The sequence below is a fragment of the Paenibacillus sp. RC73 genome (genome assembly GCF_044908085.1).
GTDB classification, from domain to species: Bacteria; Bacillota; Bacilli; order Paenibacillales; family Paenibacillaceae; genus Paenibacillus; species Paenibacillus terrae_A.
Window position 1 is genome coordinate 114031 of the sequence record NZ_JBIYCV010000006.1, and the last position, 18491, is coordinate 132521.

19 protein-coding genes are annotated in these 18491 nt (G+C 44.5%); 6 read left to right on the forward strand and 13 right to left on the reverse strand.

All coding sequences use genetic code 11. The features are described from left to right. Positions 1-56: 56 nt before the first annotated feature. Positions 57-236: an aspartyl-phosphate phosphatase Spo0E family protein gene (locus ABH897_RS15780; protein WP_134911264.1), complete on the forward strand. Its 180-nt coding sequence runs from the start codon at positions 57-59 to the stop codon at positions 234-236. A gap of 433 nt (positions 237-669) precedes the next feature. Continuing rightward, positions 670-1125 carry a hypothetical protein gene (locus tag ABH897_RS15785; protein WP_283654591.1) on the forward strand — a complete coding sequence of 152 codons (456 nt, stop codon included), beginning with the start codon at positions 670-672 and terminating at the stop codon, positions 1123-1125. Between the two features lie 508 nt (positions 1126-1633). Here ABH897_RS15785 and ABH897_RS15790 read toward each other — a convergent pair. Then, positions 1634-2077, reverse strand: coding sequence for an AbrB/MazE/SpoVT family DNA-binding domain-containing protein (locus ABH897_RS15790; protein WP_044645313.1), 444 nt, complete (start codon positions 2075-2077; stop codon positions 1634-1636). 523 nt (positions 2078-2600) lie between these two features. Here ABH897_RS15790 and ABH897_RS15795 point away from each other — a divergent pair. The 3 genes from ABH897_RS15795 to ABH897_RS15805 all read left to right on the forward strand — a co-directional run bounded on the left by ABH897_RS15795 (position 2601) and on the right by ABH897_RS15805 (position 3950). Beyond that, complete coding sequence (locus ABH897_RS15795; protein WP_044645315.1) at positions 2601-2879, forward strand: hypothetical protein; 279 nt, start codon at positions 2601-2603, stop codon at positions 2877-2879. A 225-nt stretch (positions 2880-3104) separates the two neighbouring features. Next, entirely contained in the window at positions 3105-3500 is a 396-nt protein-coding gene (locus tag ABH897_RS15800) for a hypothetical protein (protein WP_283654590.1), read from the forward strand. Between the two features lie 171 nt (positions 3501-3671). Further along, positions 3672-3950, forward strand: a complete 279-nt coding sequence (locus ABH897_RS15805) for a hypothetical protein (RefSeq protein ID WP_283654589.1) — start codon at positions 3672-3674, stop codon at positions 3948-3950. Between the two features lie 548 nt (positions 3951-4498). On the opposite strand, the gene ABH897_RS15810 is transcribed toward ABH897_RS15805, so the two are convergent. The 6 genes from ABH897_RS15810 to ABH897_RS15835 form a co-directional block, all read right to left on the reverse strand. Beyond that, a complete protein-coding gene (locus ABH897_RS15810; protein ID WP_404592377.1) occupies positions 4499-5326 on the reverse strand; it encodes a carbohydrate ABC transporter permease in 828 nt (275 codons plus the stop codon). Continuing rightward, a complete protein-coding gene (locus ABH897_RS15815; RefSeq protein ID WP_044645320.1) occupies positions 5323-6207 on the reverse strand; it encodes a carbohydrate ABC transporter permease in 885 nt (294 codons plus the stop codon). The genes ABH897_RS15810 and ABH897_RS15815 overlap by 4 nt, the downstream gene beginning before the upstream one ends. 39 nt (positions 6208-6246) lie before the next feature. Then, positions 6247-7527, reverse strand: a complete 1281-nt coding sequence (locus tag ABH897_RS15820; RefSeq protein WP_283654587.1) for an ABC transporter substrate-binding protein — start codon at positions 7525-7527, stop codon at positions 6247-6249. A 173-nt stretch (positions 7528-7700) separates the two neighbouring features. Next, a complete protein-coding gene (locus tag ABH897_RS15825) occupies positions 7701-8768 on the reverse strand; it encodes a response regulator transcription factor (RefSeq protein ID WP_283654586.1) in 1068 nt (355 codons plus the stop codon). Beyond that, positions 8765-10561, reverse strand: coding sequence for a sensor histidine kinase (locus ABH897_RS15830; RefSeq protein WP_283654585.1), 1797 nt, complete (start codon positions 10559-10561; stop codon positions 8765-8767). The genes ABH897_RS15825 and ABH897_RS15830 overlap by 4 nt, the downstream gene beginning before the upstream one ends. 133 nt (positions 10562-10694) lie before the next feature. Continuing rightward, positions 10695-12701: a beta-galactosidase gene (locus tag ABH897_RS15835; RefSeq protein WP_283654584.1), complete on the reverse strand. Its 2007-nt coding sequence runs from the start codon at positions 12699-12701 to the stop codon at positions 10695-10697. A gap of 378 nt (positions 12702-13079) precedes the next feature. Here ABH897_RS15835 and ABH897_RS15840 point away from each other — a divergent pair, with 378 nt between their 5' ends. Beyond that, a complete protein-coding gene (locus ABH897_RS15840) occupies positions 13080-13997 on the forward strand; it encodes an AraC family transcriptional regulator (RefSeq protein WP_283654583.1) in 918 nt (305 codons plus the stop codon). A 142-nt stretch (positions 13998-14139) separates the two neighbouring features. Here the strand turns inward: ABH897_RS15840 and ABH897_RS15845 are convergent, their stop codons facing one another. From ABH897_RS15845 to ABH897_RS15870, 6 genes are all read right to left on the reverse strand, one after another. Beyond that, positions 14140-15228, reverse strand: a complete 1089-nt coding sequence (locus ABH897_RS15845; protein WP_404581325.1) for a site-2 protease family protein — start codon at positions 15226-15228, stop codon at positions 14140-14142. 74 nt (positions 15229-15302) lie between these two features. Further along, on the reverse strand, positions 15303-15575 hold the full coding sequence (locus ABH897_RS15850; protein WP_404519719.1) for a hypothetical protein: 273 nt from the start codon (positions 15573-15575) through the stop codon (positions 15303-15305). A gap of 65 nt (positions 15576-15640) precedes the next feature. Continuing rightward, entirely contained in the window at positions 15641-16918 is a 1278-nt protein-coding gene (locus ABH897_RS15855; RefSeq protein ID WP_404581324.1) for a Tle-like phospholipase domain-containing protein, read from the reverse strand. Positions 16919-16971: 53 nt separating this feature from the next. Then, positions 16972-17247, reverse strand: a complete 276-nt coding sequence (locus ABH897_RS15860; RefSeq protein ID WP_404519720.1) for a hypothetical protein — start codon at positions 17245-17247, stop codon at positions 16972-16974. Between the two features lie 322 nt (positions 17248-17569). Beyond that, positions 17570-17767 (reverse strand): hypothetical protein, encoded by a 198-nt coding sequence (locus ABH897_RS15865; RefSeq protein WP_283654578.1) that lies wholly within the window; start codon positions 17765-17767, stop codon positions 17570-17572. Between the two features lie 136 nt (positions 17768-17903). Next, positions 17904-18275 carry a hypothetical protein gene (locus tag ABH897_RS15870; RefSeq protein ID WP_283654577.1) on the reverse strand — a complete coding sequence of 124 codons (372 nt, stop codon included), beginning with the start codon at positions 18273-18275 and terminating at the stop codon, positions 17904-17906. Positions 18276-18491: the final 216 nt, after the last annotated feature.

Here is an 18491-nt window from a genome sequence, read left to right on the forward strand (position 1 = left end):
CTTTTCAATGGTTTCCACATGAATCCCTAAAATAAGAGTACAAAGGGGGAACTGTGATGCAAACCGACAACATTTTGAGTCACCATGTAGAAGCAGCTAGACAAAAACTGCATGATCTCCAAAATAAATATGGCTTTGGTCACGCTAGTGTACTCAAACAATCAATGGTTCTGGACGAACTTATCAATCAATATCAATACACTTATTATAGACGTAAAAAAAATCCGACTGTTTAAATGTAGCTGATTTGGGTGAGTAACCTTTGGGGGTACTACTCACCTTTTATGTAGTGCATAGCCTTAGTGAAGACATCACTCCTCTGATTTATTTTTGAGAAAATGTACATAAGTTACCTACTTAATACATGATGATGGAATCCTCCGTAGTGAAAAACTCCATTGGCGTATCCGTGTTAATGCCAAGTCGCCTTCTTATTCCTACAGGGATCACAATTCTCCTCAAACTGTCTAAATTTCTTACCATTAACGCGTCACTCAATGTGTTCACTCCTTCAATTTTAATGAATGGAATTTCATAATATAAAGGATAAATGTGGTTATATAATGCTTTAGCATCATTTTACATTTTTTTCAATAAAAATATACAAATGATACCTTATATATGTTACTGTTGTGTAGTAATACAAAAAATAGAAAAGGACGTGCTAGTATGTTAAAATTGAAAAGTACAGCAATTATCCTTACAGGTGTATTGGCTCTTACAGCAGTAGCTCCGCTGGCTGCTTCTGCCGCACCAGTTACGGGAATTGAAGTATCGAAGGATCATGGAGGTATAGTTATCCAACAAACTGGTCAAGAGGTACATGAGCTTCTTGGTGGGACAAGTCCGACGATGAGCTTAATTGTTGAAAAAGGTTATGGACATGTAAGGATTAAAGTTCGGAATTCAGGAACATCAAATCTCACTTGGAGCTTGCAAGGTAACGGGAAAGAGTATGTCTATAAAACTGTTGGCAAAGGAGACACATTAACGTGGACTAGCGTTAATTCATTCCCTAATGGGATGCCTTCAGGAAAATATGTAATTCAATTCAGAGCCAACGGTAACGAAGTTAGAGGCGAAGCTTGGGGTACTACTGGTCAGTACACAGGAGACATTAGCTAACCATACTTGGGATTTTAATTAACTAATGAAAACTATTTTAATCATTGTCGGAGTCATTTTAGCGATCTTTATTCTCTGTTTCTTTTTAAACGTATGGGTGGTCAATAACATTCGTGTTGTCCCTAACTAATAGTCAAGGAGATTAATGAATAAGAAAAAAGTATGGAAGATTGTAGGGTTCTCTGTTTTGGGAATTGTTTTAATCTACATTTTCTTGGTTATTGTAGGAATTTCTCAGTTTGTTACTAACGTAACACCATAGGACTTGACTTTATGCTTTTTCGTACTTACAGTTGAATTATTGTAGGCTCTATCACAGCGGTCAAACACAAAAGGCTTCCTTAATTATAGGAGGTCTTTTGTGTTAGCGGTAGAAGTAGCTAGACAACAACTGTATGATCTCCAAAATAAACATGGCTTTGGTCACGCTAGTGTACTCAAGCAATCAATGGTTCTGGGCGAGAAACTTGTGGTGAGGTCGCTCGCCCATTTATTGTAACACCTAGTCTTACTTAGGGGGATCTAATTCAGTCGTCTTACTTTTAAGGAAAGAGACATAAGTTGGTGAAATCTTCAATAGCTGCGCGTAGGTTTTCATGGAAGCACCGGGATATTGTTTCATGAGGTCTAACAGGAGCTTAACCATTTGTGCATCAGATACATTTTGAATATCTTCTGATGTAGAAGGTAGCTGATTTTCTGGGATTGGGTACCCTTTGAGGCCATTTGCACAGTAGATACATACATAAGATTTTTTGAAGCGAATGAGTTGTTTGTTTTCCCCGCATAGGAGACATGATTCACTTTCTGATCTACGCATAACAATAGCGCTTTCAGTTATGAAAAACTCCATTTCTGTATTCTTGTTGATACCCAATCGATTTCTTATTTCCACTGGGATTACAACTCTCCCTAGGCTATCTAAATTTCTTTTCATTGCCGCGTCATTCAAAGTATACACCCCTCCAAGACATATGATCCTTATTTTCATAAAGATAGAAATATATGCCTTTGATGAGAGAAATTTTATAAACGAAAGGATAAATGTGGTAGTATGGTACCTTAGTATGATTTTACATTTTATTCAAAATAATTATACAAATGATTCCTTATCTATGTTACGGTTGTGTTTAGTAATGAAAGAAGTGGTTAGCGAAAAGGTCTTTGATAACTACTCAAAAGCTGTTGAATCTGTAAATGAACAACTTAAAAGCGGGATTTTGCAAACAAAAAAACGGGGAACTTGTCGCAAATCCTAACTACAAAGAGATTGGTACGAATATGCATGGTAATTGGTACTGGTGGGGGGATGCATTAACTCTCTCGGATGCTGCGTACCATCGGTAATACTTAGTAGTGGAGTTTCGTTGGTGCTAAATCGGTTGAAGGCTAACGATAACGGAAGAGGTGTAACTATTAATTTTCACCCGGATACTTCGAAGTAACAAGTAACTAAGAACTGAGGATCATAATTTATGAATATATATTTGCTTGTCCTTTTTATTGCAATCATTGCTGGCAACATACTATTTAATATCTTTAAGAAAAGACAAGGAGAAGGTAGTAAAGCGCCTGATGTAGTAACAATTATAGGATTAGTGATCGGACTGGCGTTAGGCATCACTCCTGTCTTTCTCAGTGGCATACAAGAGTGGACTTGGCACTATACAGTCGTTGTGCTTGGTTCTGCTCTTGTTATTGGACGCATCCTGTATGGCTGGAGAAAAGGCAGAGATAATAAAACAAAAAAATAGCTATTACAACAAAAAGTGGCTAACAAAGGGCTCTGGAAGATATAGTTTAGTTATTTTCTTTCAAGGTGTTGGGACAGTATACAGTGAAAGTGTAACTGGCTCTCATTATGTAACAATAAATTAGTTTTTACTGGTGGCTTCTAACACATCTTTAAGGGCCACCAGTATTGTTTGTAGACTTTACTTCATATAATACATAGACAAATAATTTCAAGGAGGTCCTTCATGGAGCTTTCTTTTTTATCAATATTGACGTACAGCATACAAGCCATTGCGATTTTACTAATTATCTTCAAATTGTTGAGGAAAAACGAAAAAAAAATAGGTTGGGGATCACTTTCACTGCTTTTATCTCTTCTTGGCATGGCTGTTTCTTTTGAATTTGGCAATTACATATTCGGGGACCAGTTGCTTTCCTTCTTAGGATTGCCCGCATGGTCTAACAGTGTTGATAATACTGGGTTTCACTACACCATTTTTCTATCCAGTATTTTCTTTATTCCTAGTTTGATCATTGGATATAAAAATCCTAAAGAATTTGGAGCTATGATCGGAAAACTGATTTCTATTATATATCTAACTTTGATAATAATTTCGCTTTTACTTTTTATTATAAGCTAAAAATATACAGTTCACATCGTCTCTGGTCTTTGCTTTAATGGCGGCAGTGCCTGGATTACAAGGAACGACTTTGCCAGCCGCTATCATCGAAGCCAACAACCAGGGACGAGGTGTAACCCTCAATTTACATGTCGGTTACTACGATATTTCAAGTAACTAAGGGGTGATTTAATGAATATCTATTTGTTTGTGATCCTTGTTTTAATCCTTGCTGGCAGTTTACTGTTTAACATCTTTAAGAGATCTAGAGGAAAGGACAGCAAAGCTCCAGATATAGTAACCATTATAGGACTTGTTTTTGCAGTCGCTTTGGGTGTAACTCCTGTATTCCTTAGCGGACTACAGGCGTGGACATGGCATACAACAGTCCTTATTGTTGGATGTGCAGTCGTTATCGTTCGCATCCTGTATAGCTGGAGTAAAAATAGAAGTCACTCAAAAAATGGCTGAGGGATAGTTGACTTTGCTCGATAATCGTACTTACTGTGCATTGAAGGGGGATTTTAAAATGATAGATACTGTTGGGATCGAGTTTTTAGAATCTAACTTGGAAAATGAATAAGAAAACTATTTTAATCATTGTCGTAGCCATTTTAGCGATCTTTATTCTCTGTTTCTTTTTAAACCTATGGGTGGTCAATAACCTACACGTGCCTCCACAATAAAACGTTGAACTATTGTAAGTCCTATAGGAGCTGATATTATCTATAATTCATTCACCTCCATATTTTTTGCGGCGCTGACTGCAATCACCCTCATAATGCTGCCAAAATTAGAAGCTAGGGTGAGTAAGAGAACAATGTTGAAAGTGAGAATTTCCATAATAACAACAGTCCTGCTGATCGGAGTCGTGTTGTATATCATTGACCCTCAGTGGTGGATCATTGTAGCCTTTGCAATTTTGTTTGTAACCCTTCCAATCTTTTTATTGAAACGTTGGCGCGAAAAAAGCTGATTCAGAAAAAAAGCCTTCCTTGTTGATAGGAAGGCTTTCCACTTTATCCCTTAATCGCTCCCTCCGCAATGCCCTCCATGATGAATTTTTGGAAGAACGAATAGATCAGGATAACCGGGATGGAGGTCAGCACAAGTGCAGCCAGAATGAGCGACCATTCCTTGTTATACTCCCCGAACAGCATGTTTGTCGAAAGAATCAGGGTGTAGTGGTTCACATCCGTCAACATCAACAACGGAAGCAAAAAGTCGTTCCAAATCCACAGGAAATCCAAAATCGCAATGGTGACAGTGATCGGCAGCAGCAAAGGAAATATAATCCGGAAGAACGTTTGGAACTCATTACAGCCATCCATCTGCGCCGATTCCTCCAGCTCACGCGGGATGGATTTGACGAATCCATGATATAAAAAGATCGCCATATTCACACCCAAACCGATATAGATCAGTGCCAAACCATACGTACTCCCTTGGACAGACAAATCCTTCGCCATCCGTGTAAGCGGTATCATAATGGAGTGAAACGGTACCAGCATGGATGCGACAAACAGGAAGAAGATCGCACTGCTCATTTTCCCTCGTGTACGAGAGAGCTTGTAGCCCGCCAGCGCCGAACAGATCACGATGCCGCCTATTCCAATAAAAGAAATGATCGTGGAATTGAGGGCGCTGTTCAGCAAATGAGTCTGGTGAAAAGCCTGACTGTAATTTTCAAAATGAAGCTTTGTCGGCAGCGACGTAAAGGATGTGAACATCTCACCCTGCGTTTTAAAGGAATTAATCACCGCCATGTAGATCGGGAAGAAGGACACCACAGCGCCCACGCAGAGGAGCAGGGTAATCAACAAGGAGTTGGCTTTTTTCAGACTCATGCCTCCACCTCCCTCTTCTTCATCACACGTAACTGGATCAGCGTGAAGATCAGCACGATGGCGAACAAAATAACGGATTTGGCGCTTGCATAACCATAACGGAAGTTGTTGGAAAACGCCTCCTCATAAATGTTCATCGTAATCACCTGCGTACTGCGCCCCGGCCCTCCGCCAGTAAGTCCATAGACGACCTCGTAGACCTTGAAGGCACCGTTCAGCGTCAGGAAGAAACAGATGGTAATCGCATGGGTAATCATCGGCAGCGTCACACTTCTTAACGTCTGGAACGCGTTCGCCCCATCAATAATAGCGGCCTCCTTCAAGCTTTGCGGTACACCCTGAAGCGCAGCCAGATAAATGATCATCATATAGCCGACACCATTCCAGAGCGACACAATAATGATGGAAAAGAAAGATACCTTCGGATCGCCCAGCCACGATTGGCCCAAAAAGGCGATAGCTGTCTTTTCGGCAATCTGCGGCAGCACGGAGGAAAAAACAAACGTCCACATAAATGCGCTAATAATGGTACTGATCATATTGGGCATAAAAAATATCGTCCGAAAAAATCCTTTGGTACGTGTACGTGATTCAATCAGCACCGCCAGAGCTAACGCCAGCACATTTTGCAGTACAATCATGACCAGTACATATTTGAGCGTGAACCAGAGGGAATTGAGAAAATCCGGGTCTTCCTTCAGCGCCTCGACAAAGTTTCCCAAGCCGATAAAGCTGTAATTCGGATTCAATCCGTTCCAGTCTGTAAAGCTGTAGTACATACCGCTGATCGTTGGAATAAGCAGGAAGATGGCGTAAAAGATCAGCGCCGGGGCGGTAAACGCCAGCAGCATCACGTATTTTTTATAGATTTTAAAGGGCATGGAGTCTCCCCCCTCCTGATGTAATTCTATAGGTTTCCGTTACTTGTTTACTTTGTTATACGATTTCCATGCCTTATCCAGCGCCTTAATCACGTCATCCTGCGAGAGCTGGCCTGCATAATAGGATTGCAGCGATTTGCCTGCTTCATCCTTGACCGCTTGCGGGATGGACGGATCTTGATACGACTTGCCTGCTTTCACATACTCGGTAGCGTCATTGACCCAAGGATAGCTTTTGAACGTATGCACTTTAGAGATTGGGTTGAATTTCAATGATTCATAGAACGCGCTGGAATCCTTGTCGTCCAACACATAGTTTACAAAATCGAGTGCAACCTCCTTGTTCTTGCTTGTAGAGGATACAGCCAGCGAAGTCGAAGTGGACAGATTGATCAGTGTCGCATTCGGATCGTCGTTGATCGGCAGCGGGGCTACCCCAAAATCCATCTTCGGATCAGATTTCAAAATCGTTTCTGCAAACCATGGCCCTTGAATCCACATCGCTGCTTTCCCCGCAGCAAAGGCCGCCGATCCATCATCCCCGCCAATTTCCAGCGCCTTGTCTGTACCGTTGCTGTTCACCAGATCAATAATATCGAACATACTCTTCATTTCGGAAAAAGAGCCTTTGTCCTGATTCATCCGTTCGATAAAATCCTTGTTCTGTGTATTCATCATCGCACCCGCTGTCAGTGGCACGAACAACTGTGGAATCCAGGATTCCTTGTAGGACAGCAGGAACGGCTTCACATTATTCGCTTTCAGCTTCTCGACCACAGCCTTCATTTCGGTCAGCGTTCCCGGTGGCTTCAAGTCCAGGTCCTTAAATATCTTTTTATTGTACAAGTAGCCCCATGAAATCGTTTCCAAAGGAACTGCCACGACCTTGCCGTCTTTCGTCGTCACCGAAGGCTTCACACTATCCATCAATTTGCTGACAAATGGCTGCCCGGACAGGTCCTCCAAATAGCCCGCTTTATAAAACGGAGGGATTTCATTCACCGCATGCAGGGCGAACACATCCGGGGCATCGTTGGATGCAAGTCTCGTTTTCAAAATTTGTGCTGCATTGTCGGAAGGCGGCATCTCCAATTGGACCGTAACGTCGATATTTTTATCTTTCTTTTCCTTCGCTACGAATGCGTTAATATATTTATCGTAATGCTCCTTCAAACGGGGCTGTGCGATAAACATTTTGAGATTAACCGTTTTACCGTCTCCACCGGAACCGCTGCTGTCACTACCTGAAGAATTCGCTCCACACCCGGCCAACAACGTGCCAACCAGCATTGTGCTCAATACACCTTTCCACATCTTCATGCAAAATGACCTCCCCTAAGTTGAAAATAACTGTGACCCACTGGCTGCTAATTCCTTTGTGCTACTTGTTTTGTATACGCTTTCATTATAGGGTGGGAGGTCACTTCTGCCATTGGACACCATTAGCCTGTTGGGTTGGATTTTTTTAAACTACGGCTGTTATCATCTCTACATCAGTGCTCCTTCCTCATTTCACCGGGCGCCATGCCAAAATGCTTTTTAAACACCCGGTAGAAATACGATACGTCCTCATATCCCGCCATCTCCGCCACCGCTTTAATCGAAATCTGTTTATCTGCCAGCCACTCGCGCGCTTTTTCCATTCTCCGCTGCACGATATAGTCCGTTACATTTTGACCATACTCCTGCTTGAATACCTTGCTCATATACTCCTTGCTGACAAAAAAGTTTTTCGCCAGTTGCTCCAGTGTAATCGGCTCGGCAAAGTGGCTGTCCATATAGCACCGCACCTCCTCCAGATTCAGCTTGTTCTTATACTTCCGCTGCCGAATGAGCTGCTCCAGCTCCTGCACATACCATGTCGATACGAACTCCAGCGCACGATCCGCAGAGGATAGCGTGTCCTGCGAAAGCGGAAATCCAGCCTTGGCAGTGGGCGTATCCAGCCCGTTGGACGCTGCCAGCTCTTTAAGCTGGGAAAGAAGCTCCTGCACCAGCCTGCCCAGCATATGTGGACCGGGTTCCCCGTAGCTCTCCAGCTCCTGCAAGATTTGCTTGCAGGTCATTTGTACGCCTTCCCGGTTCAGCTCATTAAAATAAAGCCGCAGCAGTTGCTTATACCGGGACAGCTTGTGGAAGAACTCATAGTCCAGCTCCGCCGCCTCCTGCTGCTGTTCCGCTGCCTTGGCTTCCAGATCGTCTTTGCATTTAAGCAGCACCGCATTCAGCTCGACGGGATTGACGGGCTTCAGCAAGTAATCAACGGCCTTGTACCGAATGGCATGTTTGGCATACGCGAAGTCGTCATAGCCGCTCACGACAATGATCTTCATATCGGGAAAATGGTTATTCAGCGCTTGCAGCAGCTCCACTCCGTCCGCGCCCGGCATACGCATGTCGGTAATCACAATCTGCGGGGATAATTCTCCGGCCAGCCTGAACGCCTCATCCCCGTCCTCAGCCTCACCAACCACCGACATTCCAAGCCTTTCCCATGCGCCGAACGTCTTTAGAATATCCCGGTTCCACGGCTCATCGTCGACAATTAATACCCGGATCATCCTTTTCCCTCCCCTGCTGATGTGAATGGAATGCGGATGGTGACACGTGTACCGATCCCCGGCTCACTGTCTATCGTCACCCCGTAATTCACTCCAAAATTCATCCGTATCCGTGAAGCCACATTGCTTAATCCGATATGGCTACCCTGTGCCCAGATCGGCTCCTCCGATGCATGTTCCAGCCGTGCCCGTACTTCTTCCAGTCTGTCGGGTGCCATGCCGCTACCATTATCGCAGACTGTAATGCATAGGTCTTCTTTCATAATCTCCACCCGGATTCCTACCCGCCATGCTCCAGCCTTACGATCCAGACCATGCTGAAACGCATTTTCCAGCAACGGCTGAAGCGACAGCTTGGGCAGACGAACATCCAGCGCCTGTTCATCCGTCTCCACCTGAAACACCAGTCGTTGCGGAAACCGCCGCTGCTGGATGCGCATATAGTGGCCTACATGGTCAATTTCCGCGCGTAAGGAGGCCATATCCTGCGGCTCCCGTACCACGTAGCGGAACATCTCACTCAGCGACCGAATCACCTCATACGTGTCCTCCGGCTTTTGGGAAAATACCATGCTACCGATCATTTGCAGCGTATTTTGCAGAAAATGGGGGTGAATCTGCGCCTGGAGCGCTTTTAACTCAGCCGTCTTTTTTTGCAAATTCATACTGTATTCCGTCTGGATATGCTCGCGGATTCGTCCTGCCATGCCATGCAGACTTCTTTCCAGCAACCCAATCTCATCCGGGCGTGTACTGGGTTCTCCGGCAGGTCCCTTGATCATATCCAGCTCCTGCACCGAACGCGCCAAATGGACAATCGGACGTGCTGTACGCCATGCGATGAAAACAGCAATGCAGATCGAAACCAATATGGAGATCCCGCCTATAATAATCCCGTACAGCATGGTCGAAAAAGCGCTGTGGTTAATGGAGGAAGTAGGTACGATTTTGACCAGCCGCAGCCCTACCACATCCAAATCATTATAAAATACATAATTACCGGCTGTCTTGATCATTCCCGGACCCGGCCGAACATCACGCAGTGCTGTTAGTACCTCCGCAGGAGGCGACTGGTGAACCTGCGACGGATACATCACCTTTCCATCTGAACCTGTAATAAAAACCTGATGCTGGTCTCCCCGCCCCAGCAAACCCAGCGTCTGATCAAATTGGGACCACAGCACATCCAGCGAAATAGCTCCCGTCTGCTTCTGATCCTCAAAACGGCGAATACTGCGGGTCAGTGTAAATCGTTCCGGGGCAGCGTGGCTTGTGCGAATCGAATAATCCTTATTCGCTTTCCACATCTCGGCATACTGAGGGGGTACACCGTTCACTGTCGTAATGGCATTTTGCATTCCATTGAAGGTAAACAGCGTTTGCGGCTGCTTCAAATAGAGCTGGATACCGATGACATGGCTCCCGGCCGAATAATATACATTCGCCAGCGTATTGAGCATTTTTCGCTGCGCATTAAATTGGCTGGAAAGATTGCCCGGCTCACGCTCATTCAAATAATCGCTCAGATCGGGGCTGATCTGAATGCTGTAAATCAGGTGGTTCAGACGATCTAACTGGTCGCTGATATAGACTCCTGTCCATTTCATATTGGACATGTTCGTCTCGACCACTTCGGTTTCCATCGACGCTCTGCTTTTTTCCGCAGCCAGCACCGTGACGGCGATGACTGGCAGCACAGAAAGGACGATCATCGTCAAAATCAGCTTGAGCTGAATGCTGCGTCGATACGGGGCTGTCAGTGCCCGAAACCAGCGGACTACTCGGGTTGGCATAGTGATGCTCTCCTCTGTTCAGCCATATGCGAAAACGCCCCGCTATACGCAGGGGCGCTCATTTTCCGGGTATTCCCGGCTGGACACATATATGATTTCATTTATATGTCGATTTCAGCTCATTACTCATCATTTACGCTTCTTCGATAATTATAACACTCCAAGGCTCTAATTGAAGCGTTTGTCCTTGAGTAACTGTCTGCTGTCCAATCAGTTCCTTGCCGTCTCCATGCGGATACACAACTGAGCCTGCTTGTTCAGAATAGTTAAAATAGTACCGGATCGTCCGTTCCAGCTCATTCGTACCGGATTTAACAATGATCGGATACGACGCTTCTTGATCCACTCCCCACACTCCCGCCTGCTTCGCGACAGAACGGAATAGCTCACGAATGACCGCCGGGCTTACGACACAGCCGATGTAGGTCGCCGTTCCCTGACCATAGCGGTTTTGCGTAATTGCGGCATATTTGCCCCAATGCGGATGGTCGTAATAGGCCAACACCTCGGCAGTTGTCGGTGTAATCAACTCCATCCACGTATCTACCTGATTTTCCTCCGGTGTTACCTCAAAAGGATTATCTTTAAGCGTTACATTCTTCGGCTCCACGAACAGGCTGTAATGAATGCCGCAGGCTTCACTAATCACACCAGGCTGCCGGGAGGTTCTCACCTGCACATGCTCATTGGTAAACCCGCTTCGGAACGTGTATACCACATGACCGCCGTTTTCCACATAACGGTTCAGTTTTTCCAGTAACGCATTCGGTGCAGAGTAGAGAACGGGTACGATCAAGAGATCATAGTCGTCAAATGACTCCGTACCCGGATGAACGATATCCGTACCGATATTCAGCTTATACAGCTCGTCATACAAGCGACGTACAATGTCATTGTAATTCAACGGACTATTCATATTGAACTTGAACCAGTCAATCGACGTTAACGCTTCGTTACTGACGAGGATCGCTGTCTTGTTTTTCTTTTTCAGGTTTACCAGATGAGGGGATAATCTTGCAAAATCCTTCCCAATCGTCTGTGCTTCCTCATAGACAGGATTGGGTTCAAAATCATGACTCAGCAGACCCTTCCAGTAGGTTTCGAAGGAATTATGGATGGAATGCCAATGCCAGTAGGCCACCATATTGGCCCCGGAAGCCAGATGACTGAACGCTTGCAGCCGCAATTGTCCCGGATAAGGAACCCAATGGGTAAAAGCCTGCGCTTCCGTTTCCAGCACCAGATAATTATTATTCTTCGTGGAGCGCGCCACATCACCACCGAAGGAAATTTCAATCCCGGTCAAATCATCCTGTGTTGGATGGTAAATATCCACTCCCGTCACATCAAATGCTTGGGATGCCGCAAAATGATCCACATCCCGCTGAATGCCGAAGGAATGGCCTCTCCACTCAAAATCAAAGTTTTGCGTAACAAACTGATCTTCCCGCTTGTATTCATTCACGAGCGCGACCTGCCAGGCGAGGAAATCCGTGACCAGCTTGCGCTGGAATTGGGAAAATGCTGCGCCCAAGCTTCCATTAATCGTCCCGACCACGGAAGGGAAATCCTCCCAGCTATTGATCCGATTGCTCCAGTAATCAAGGCCAAATTTGTGGTTCAGCTCTTCCAGTGATTCAAATTGCTCACGCAAATGCTTAACGAATTGCAATTGCACATTCGGTCCGCTTGTGTTGTAATGCTTCGTTTCGTTATCTGTCTGAAAACCGATCACCGCCGGATGCTGACTCACCCGCCCAATCAGCTTGCGTATAATCCGCTCGGCATGGAACAGGTACACCGGGTTCGTAATGTCCATAATCTGACGGGCCCCGTATTTACCTGGTCCCTGAGGTGTTGTCGCCAATACGTCAGGATGCTCCTTGACCAGCCATGTCGGTACGGCATAGGTGGGCGTGCCTACAATGACCTCAATGCCCGCCTTATGCATTGCATCCAGCACCCGATCCACGGAGGTAAAATCAAACACTCCGTTTTGCGGTTCATGCGTACTCCAGGTGGATTCGGCAATTCGAACCACGTTGATACCCGCATCCTTCATCATTTGAATATCTTGGTCCAGACGGTCATAAGGCATATATTCATCATAATAAGCAACGCCGTACAGCAGCTTTTTCATCAAGTCGTCCTCCAATATGTTTGTAGTAGAGTGTCATGTGCTATGCGCATTATTTTTAAATGCCCTGGCTTTTATGCGGTTTTGACAGAGATTGAACGGCTATGGGTAATTGCCAGCCATGCGAACCTGTCCGCTCTGCGGTACATTCGGGATATAGCCTGCAAAAGCCAGCGCATGCCATATGCGGATTGATGTTGTTTCCATAGCTTCTCCTGATCGCAAAATGGTACCGCTTTCAATCAATCCTTATATAAGCACTCTCTTTTATATAAAAGCTTATATTATAGGATTTGTAAACGCTCTTTTATTATAGTTACATGTTAGGTACAATGAGATTGTCTAAGCGGTGTAAAATTTGCCCTAATCGAAGGTGATCTTATGATATTGAATTCTGAAGTTGATCCAGCTCTATTCGAAAATTGCCACTGGCTTCCTAACATTGACTGGAATGTAAAGTTTTTCGGCGCTCATATTCACCGGGTAAAAGCAAACTGGTGTATGCCAGAAGAGTCACATATCGGTTTTGAAATTGTACTGATTTTGGAGGGTCGTCAGGAGACGATCATGGAAAATAATGTGTATTCGGTTGGTGTCGGCGATATTCTGATCATCCCACCGGGATTCAAGCATGTGAGTCAATGTGCTTCCCCAGACGGGATGTATTATTTCAGCACCCATTTTAATATAGATGATCCGTTGTTCCGTCAGGAGATGATTAAGAGCAATCAGCTTTTTTTTCCGGCTGGTACTGAAACGAACATGAAGCTGCAAAAGATCGTGCACAGCTGGATTGGCATGATGCAGGAGAACGGAGAATATACGACAGCGGATCGTTTTCGCATGCAAATTGCCTTGTTTGAGCTGTTCGGAATATTCTCGCAAATGATATCTACCGGGATGGAGCCTACGCTTTCGCCCTCATCCGTTCAGTATGCCAAGGCCATTATGGAGGCCATTCAATCCAGATTCAAGCCTTATCGGGATGATGAATCTGCCGAGCCGACGTTCCGAATTGAGGATGTGGCAGCCTCCCTCGGGATCAGTCCCGGATACGCACAGGAGGTATTCCGCAAGGTATACGGCTATTCACCGCGTCATTACCTGTCGGAGACGAAGTTGCACGAGGCGAAAGTGTTGATCCAGCAACCCAATCTGCCGCTGAACAAGGTGGCCTCCCTGCTCGGATACTCCAGCTTGGCTCATTTCAGCAGACAATTCAAGCGCTGGACTGGCACCAGTCCGCTCAAATACCGCCAAACGCTGAGTCCGGTTACTGAGCAGGAACAAGGTAGCTAAATAGAGACACGGTAACAGAGACTTCGCTATTTTCATAGTGATAAAAAGAGCGTGACACCGAACATCCCGGTTGCCGCGCTCTTTCTATTTTATTGCTATCGACACGTGCTCCATCCAGGATTACTCCTTCAGGGTATTCGGGTCACAGCCTTACATCCCCTATATGCTGATGCACCACATACATCATCCCCATCAAGAACAAGGCCAGTCCCAAATAACCAATCCCGAATTTCCAGCGTGATGACGTGGGTACCTCGTAATATTTATCATTTTCAAACGGAATGTAATCAATCTCACACAACAATTTAAGCTGATACGCATCCGGTGTCGGTATATGCTCCACACCATTCAGCCTTACATCCTGGACAAGACACTGCTGTGGCAGCAAAAGTGTCTGCTCCACATCCAGACTTTCCATACACACCGTCACATATTGCTGCCCTTCCAGATCCGAGTAGGTATTAAAAGATAGTCGACGGGTATGCTCCGGTCCGGGTAGCGGGTATCCTTGCTCATACAGATGCTGTACGTTAATCAGCGGCTTTTGCAATAAAGATTGGACCTTGACCTCTCCTTTATTGCGTTTAACATATTTTTTGTACAAATCGTAGGCAAAGAGCGCCCATATCAGGAAAAATAAAAAGGATTTTAAATACACAATGACAACGATTCCACCCACCAAGCCGACTAGCCACAACCACCGCGATACTGCCGTGGAAATTCGTCCTCCGTCGAGCGGGTGAATTGGCAGCAGATTGAGCAGATTCAGGAAAAAACCGACATACGCCAGCGCGTACAATAGCGGACTGTCCGTCGCATAGGCTCCCGCGTATACCGCCATAGCCCCAACCGTGCCCAGTAACGGGCCGCCCATCGCCACATACGCCTCTGTTTGCGCATCCAAAGGATGCCGTTTCATCGTAATCAGCGCACCAAGAAAAGGGATAAACAACGGTGCCGATACGGGAAGTCCTTTCCGCTTGGCAGCCCATACATGCCCCAGTTCATGCACAAACAGCAAAAGCACAAAACCAACCGCAAATCCCCACGGGTACAGAAGCGCATAGAAGCCAATCGTCGTCGCCATAGATATCAGCGCACCGCCGAATTTACCGAATTTCAATAGTGCCAGCAACGACTTCCCTTTCAAAAGAAGCAGCGCCGCCGCACTGCCTAGATACCATTTGGATGAGCCGGATTTGGAATTAGCCTTTTTATCATCTTTTTGCAAAAGCGTCCGCCTCCTTTCTCTACACTTCCATTGTATCCTGCTATGTACAGCTTGTAAAAACTTCCTTGCTTCAATTAATGTACAGCGTCTGTTCGCTTCATCAATTCAACGTACTGAATTAGCTCTGCCTTTTGCTGCTCCAAGACATGAATCCTGTTCGCTAACCCGGCAAAAAAAGCTTCGATCTGGTCCCTGATCACATTAGCTGAATGCCCTCTCCATTCATGCAGACGACCATACAACACGCGCGCCGCCTGTTCATCCGTGCGAAGCTGAGCGAGCAGCCATGTCAGCTCCTTTTCCGCAAGCAATAACTCTTCCAGTTCGACCCGTATTTGTCCGTTCAAATCACTGTCCGCCTCCTATGTATTGAATGACGTTGCCATCCCCTTGTATCGTTAGTTCATTGTTATTAGCTGATGTCCGCCTGAATAAACTGCTCTACTTTGTATTCGAGGTAATAAAGAAACTCATTGGTGGTCTGCAAATGCCACTGGCTGAATTCGGTCATGGAGGAATCAAGCTGCGTTACAATCGGCTGTAGTCGTCGGCTCTGACTACTGTGCAAATAACGTGAAAGCCTTGCTCTGACACGCTGGAAATCTGCATCACATTGTTGCGCGTTTGCCTTCCATTTTTCGGCTACAGCGAGTAAATGCTCCGGCATAACCTGAATCGTACCCGCAGAGGCAGATGTAGCTGCCGTTATGAGTGCATTTTTTTGAAATTGAGTGAAGGTCTGCCCCAATTGATGCAGCCAGCCGTCCACCGTTGCCATCAGGTTGAAATCGGATGGAATACGCGGAGATTCCGCAATTCGTTCGCCTGTTGCCGGATCGTATAGCGGATTAGAGATATAGCCGTTCTCATCAAACTTATAATACTCAAGGGAGTGATAGTAAGGTCCGCCCAACGTGTTGTCAATTTGCTCTTTTAGCCCTATGCCGTCATTAGCCGTTTCATAATTACTGTTGATATGGTAAGAAGATCCTACGTGAAGATCGTATCCTCCCCCAATAAAGCTGGCTATCATATCACCTGGATGAAGGAAATTCGTAATTTGATGGTCAAATTCGCCTTTTTCTGCTTTATCCCTGTATTCTGGCGTCAAGCTGGAAATAACCGAAGGCGCACTGAATGTAACAGCACTTAACCCCGTGTAAGCTGCTGCATATTGCGCATTTCCTCCTCTCAGCGAATGTCCAGTTAGCGAGAAGCTATAGTTCTTGTATTTGCTTTGTAAATCCTTCGCATAGTCCTCTGCCTGATAGAACTGGTTTGAGCTACCGAACAAAGCCTTATCTACACTCTTTTCTTTTTCCCCCATCCAGTTGTTGAACGCCGTGAACCCTAACTCGTCGTCCATTTTCTTCATATTCTCGTTGTAAGCATCCGAATGAATATTTAAACTGCCATGAATTTTTCGGTTAATTTCAGGAAGTGCGAGGGTCGCATCGTTATACAAATCCTGTGGATCATCCGTTTCCGTCCCACGATAGGCAATGACAGCCTGATTCGTTTCATCGTTGTAAAATGTAGTGGCCGCTAATCCTGAGTCTTCACGATTAATGGAGTCCAGTACCCTCCAGCCTGGAAGCTCTTCTACTTTTCCACCTGCTTCCCGATCTTCATATGCTATTTTTGACATTGTTCTATAAGTTTTATCGTCTACACGAGTTGAAATACTCATTTATAAAAACTCCTGTCATCGCATCTTAAAACAAGATACATTAGTTACAAACTCTAGCTCAATTCATATCCTTTCTCTAATAAGACCTTCTCTAGCTCAGGGCTAATTATAAAATCAGAGGTTTCCTGTGTCTTATAATTTACTGAAATATCAAAGGTCTGTTCTTTTTGGCCCTTTACATTTCCTTTAAAGTTTATTGAATAAGCTACATACTTCGGTAACTTGTGTTCATAGGTGATCTCAACATCAATACCATAGGCCTCCTTCAAATATTGAACAGCCGTAGCCTTGGCTTTACTGATCAGTTCAGCATCTTCATCTTTACTCACCTTTTGGCATCCTCCTAATATTAAAATAAGAGCTATCAACACCATCATTCCTTTTAGATATCGGTGGCCGATTCTAATCATCCCTTTCATATGCACAACGTCCCATCTTATATCCACAAAATCCCTTTTATGAATTGTACCTTTTCTCAACGGAAACAAACAATACGCCTTTAGGCTTAAGATATGATTAAGTCCACAGCATCAAAAGGATGTAGAAAATTGACGTTCTTAGCTGAATAGTTTCAGTTCAACAATAAAATTATCCATATTTTTCAATAATAATTTCCATTGTGCCCTTATAATATTCGACTCCAACTATTAATTACTTGTCTAATGAATTTGTATTTGGATAGGTTCCATTTTCGATAAGGACTTTTTCTAATTCGGGACTTATAGCAAAATCCGAAGTTTCTTGAGTTTCGTAATTCACAGAAATGGTGAAATCCTCTTCCGCATGGCCTATTACATTACCATTTATATCGACCTTATTCGTTACATAAGTTGAAACTTTTTTTTGCATATGTGATTTCTACATTTAATTTATACTTATCCTTCAAATACTGGACGCCGTAGCCTAATCTCAGTCACCCTCTCTCAGCACGTAGATATCCTCGTTTACATCCAAAACGACGTCTATTTACATATGCGAATAATAATTATTCCCTTGATTTATATCCTTTTTCTATAAGGACATTCTTCAATTCAGGGTTGTATAGAAAGTTGGAAGTTTCTTGAGTTTTATAATCAACGGCAATATCAAAGGTCTGTTCTAGACTTCCTTTCACATTACCTTCGAAATCAATTTTACTGGAGACATACGATGGTAACTTATGTTCATAGGTAATTTCTACATCAAGACCATAGTTATCTTTCATATGCTTAATTGCTGTAGCCTTGGCTTTATGAATCAGTTCAGCATCTTCATCTGTATTTTCCTTTTGACATCCTCCCAGTACTAAAATGAGGACTACACACAACATCATTCCCTTTATAAATCTGCCATGACTAATTTTAATCACCTTTTCCACAATGAGGCGTCTTTATCTATATCCACGAAGCCCTTTCCCATTCCATAAATTGTATCGTTTGTTCCCCTGCCCATTCAATAAGCTTTTAGACATAATACTCATTTCGGCCTATAGTATTAAAATGGTAGAGTATTTCCACTCGCATGGTTTGTTAGTTTCAGTTTCTGCATAATATTATCCATATATTTCAATAACCATCCGCATGTGTCCACGATC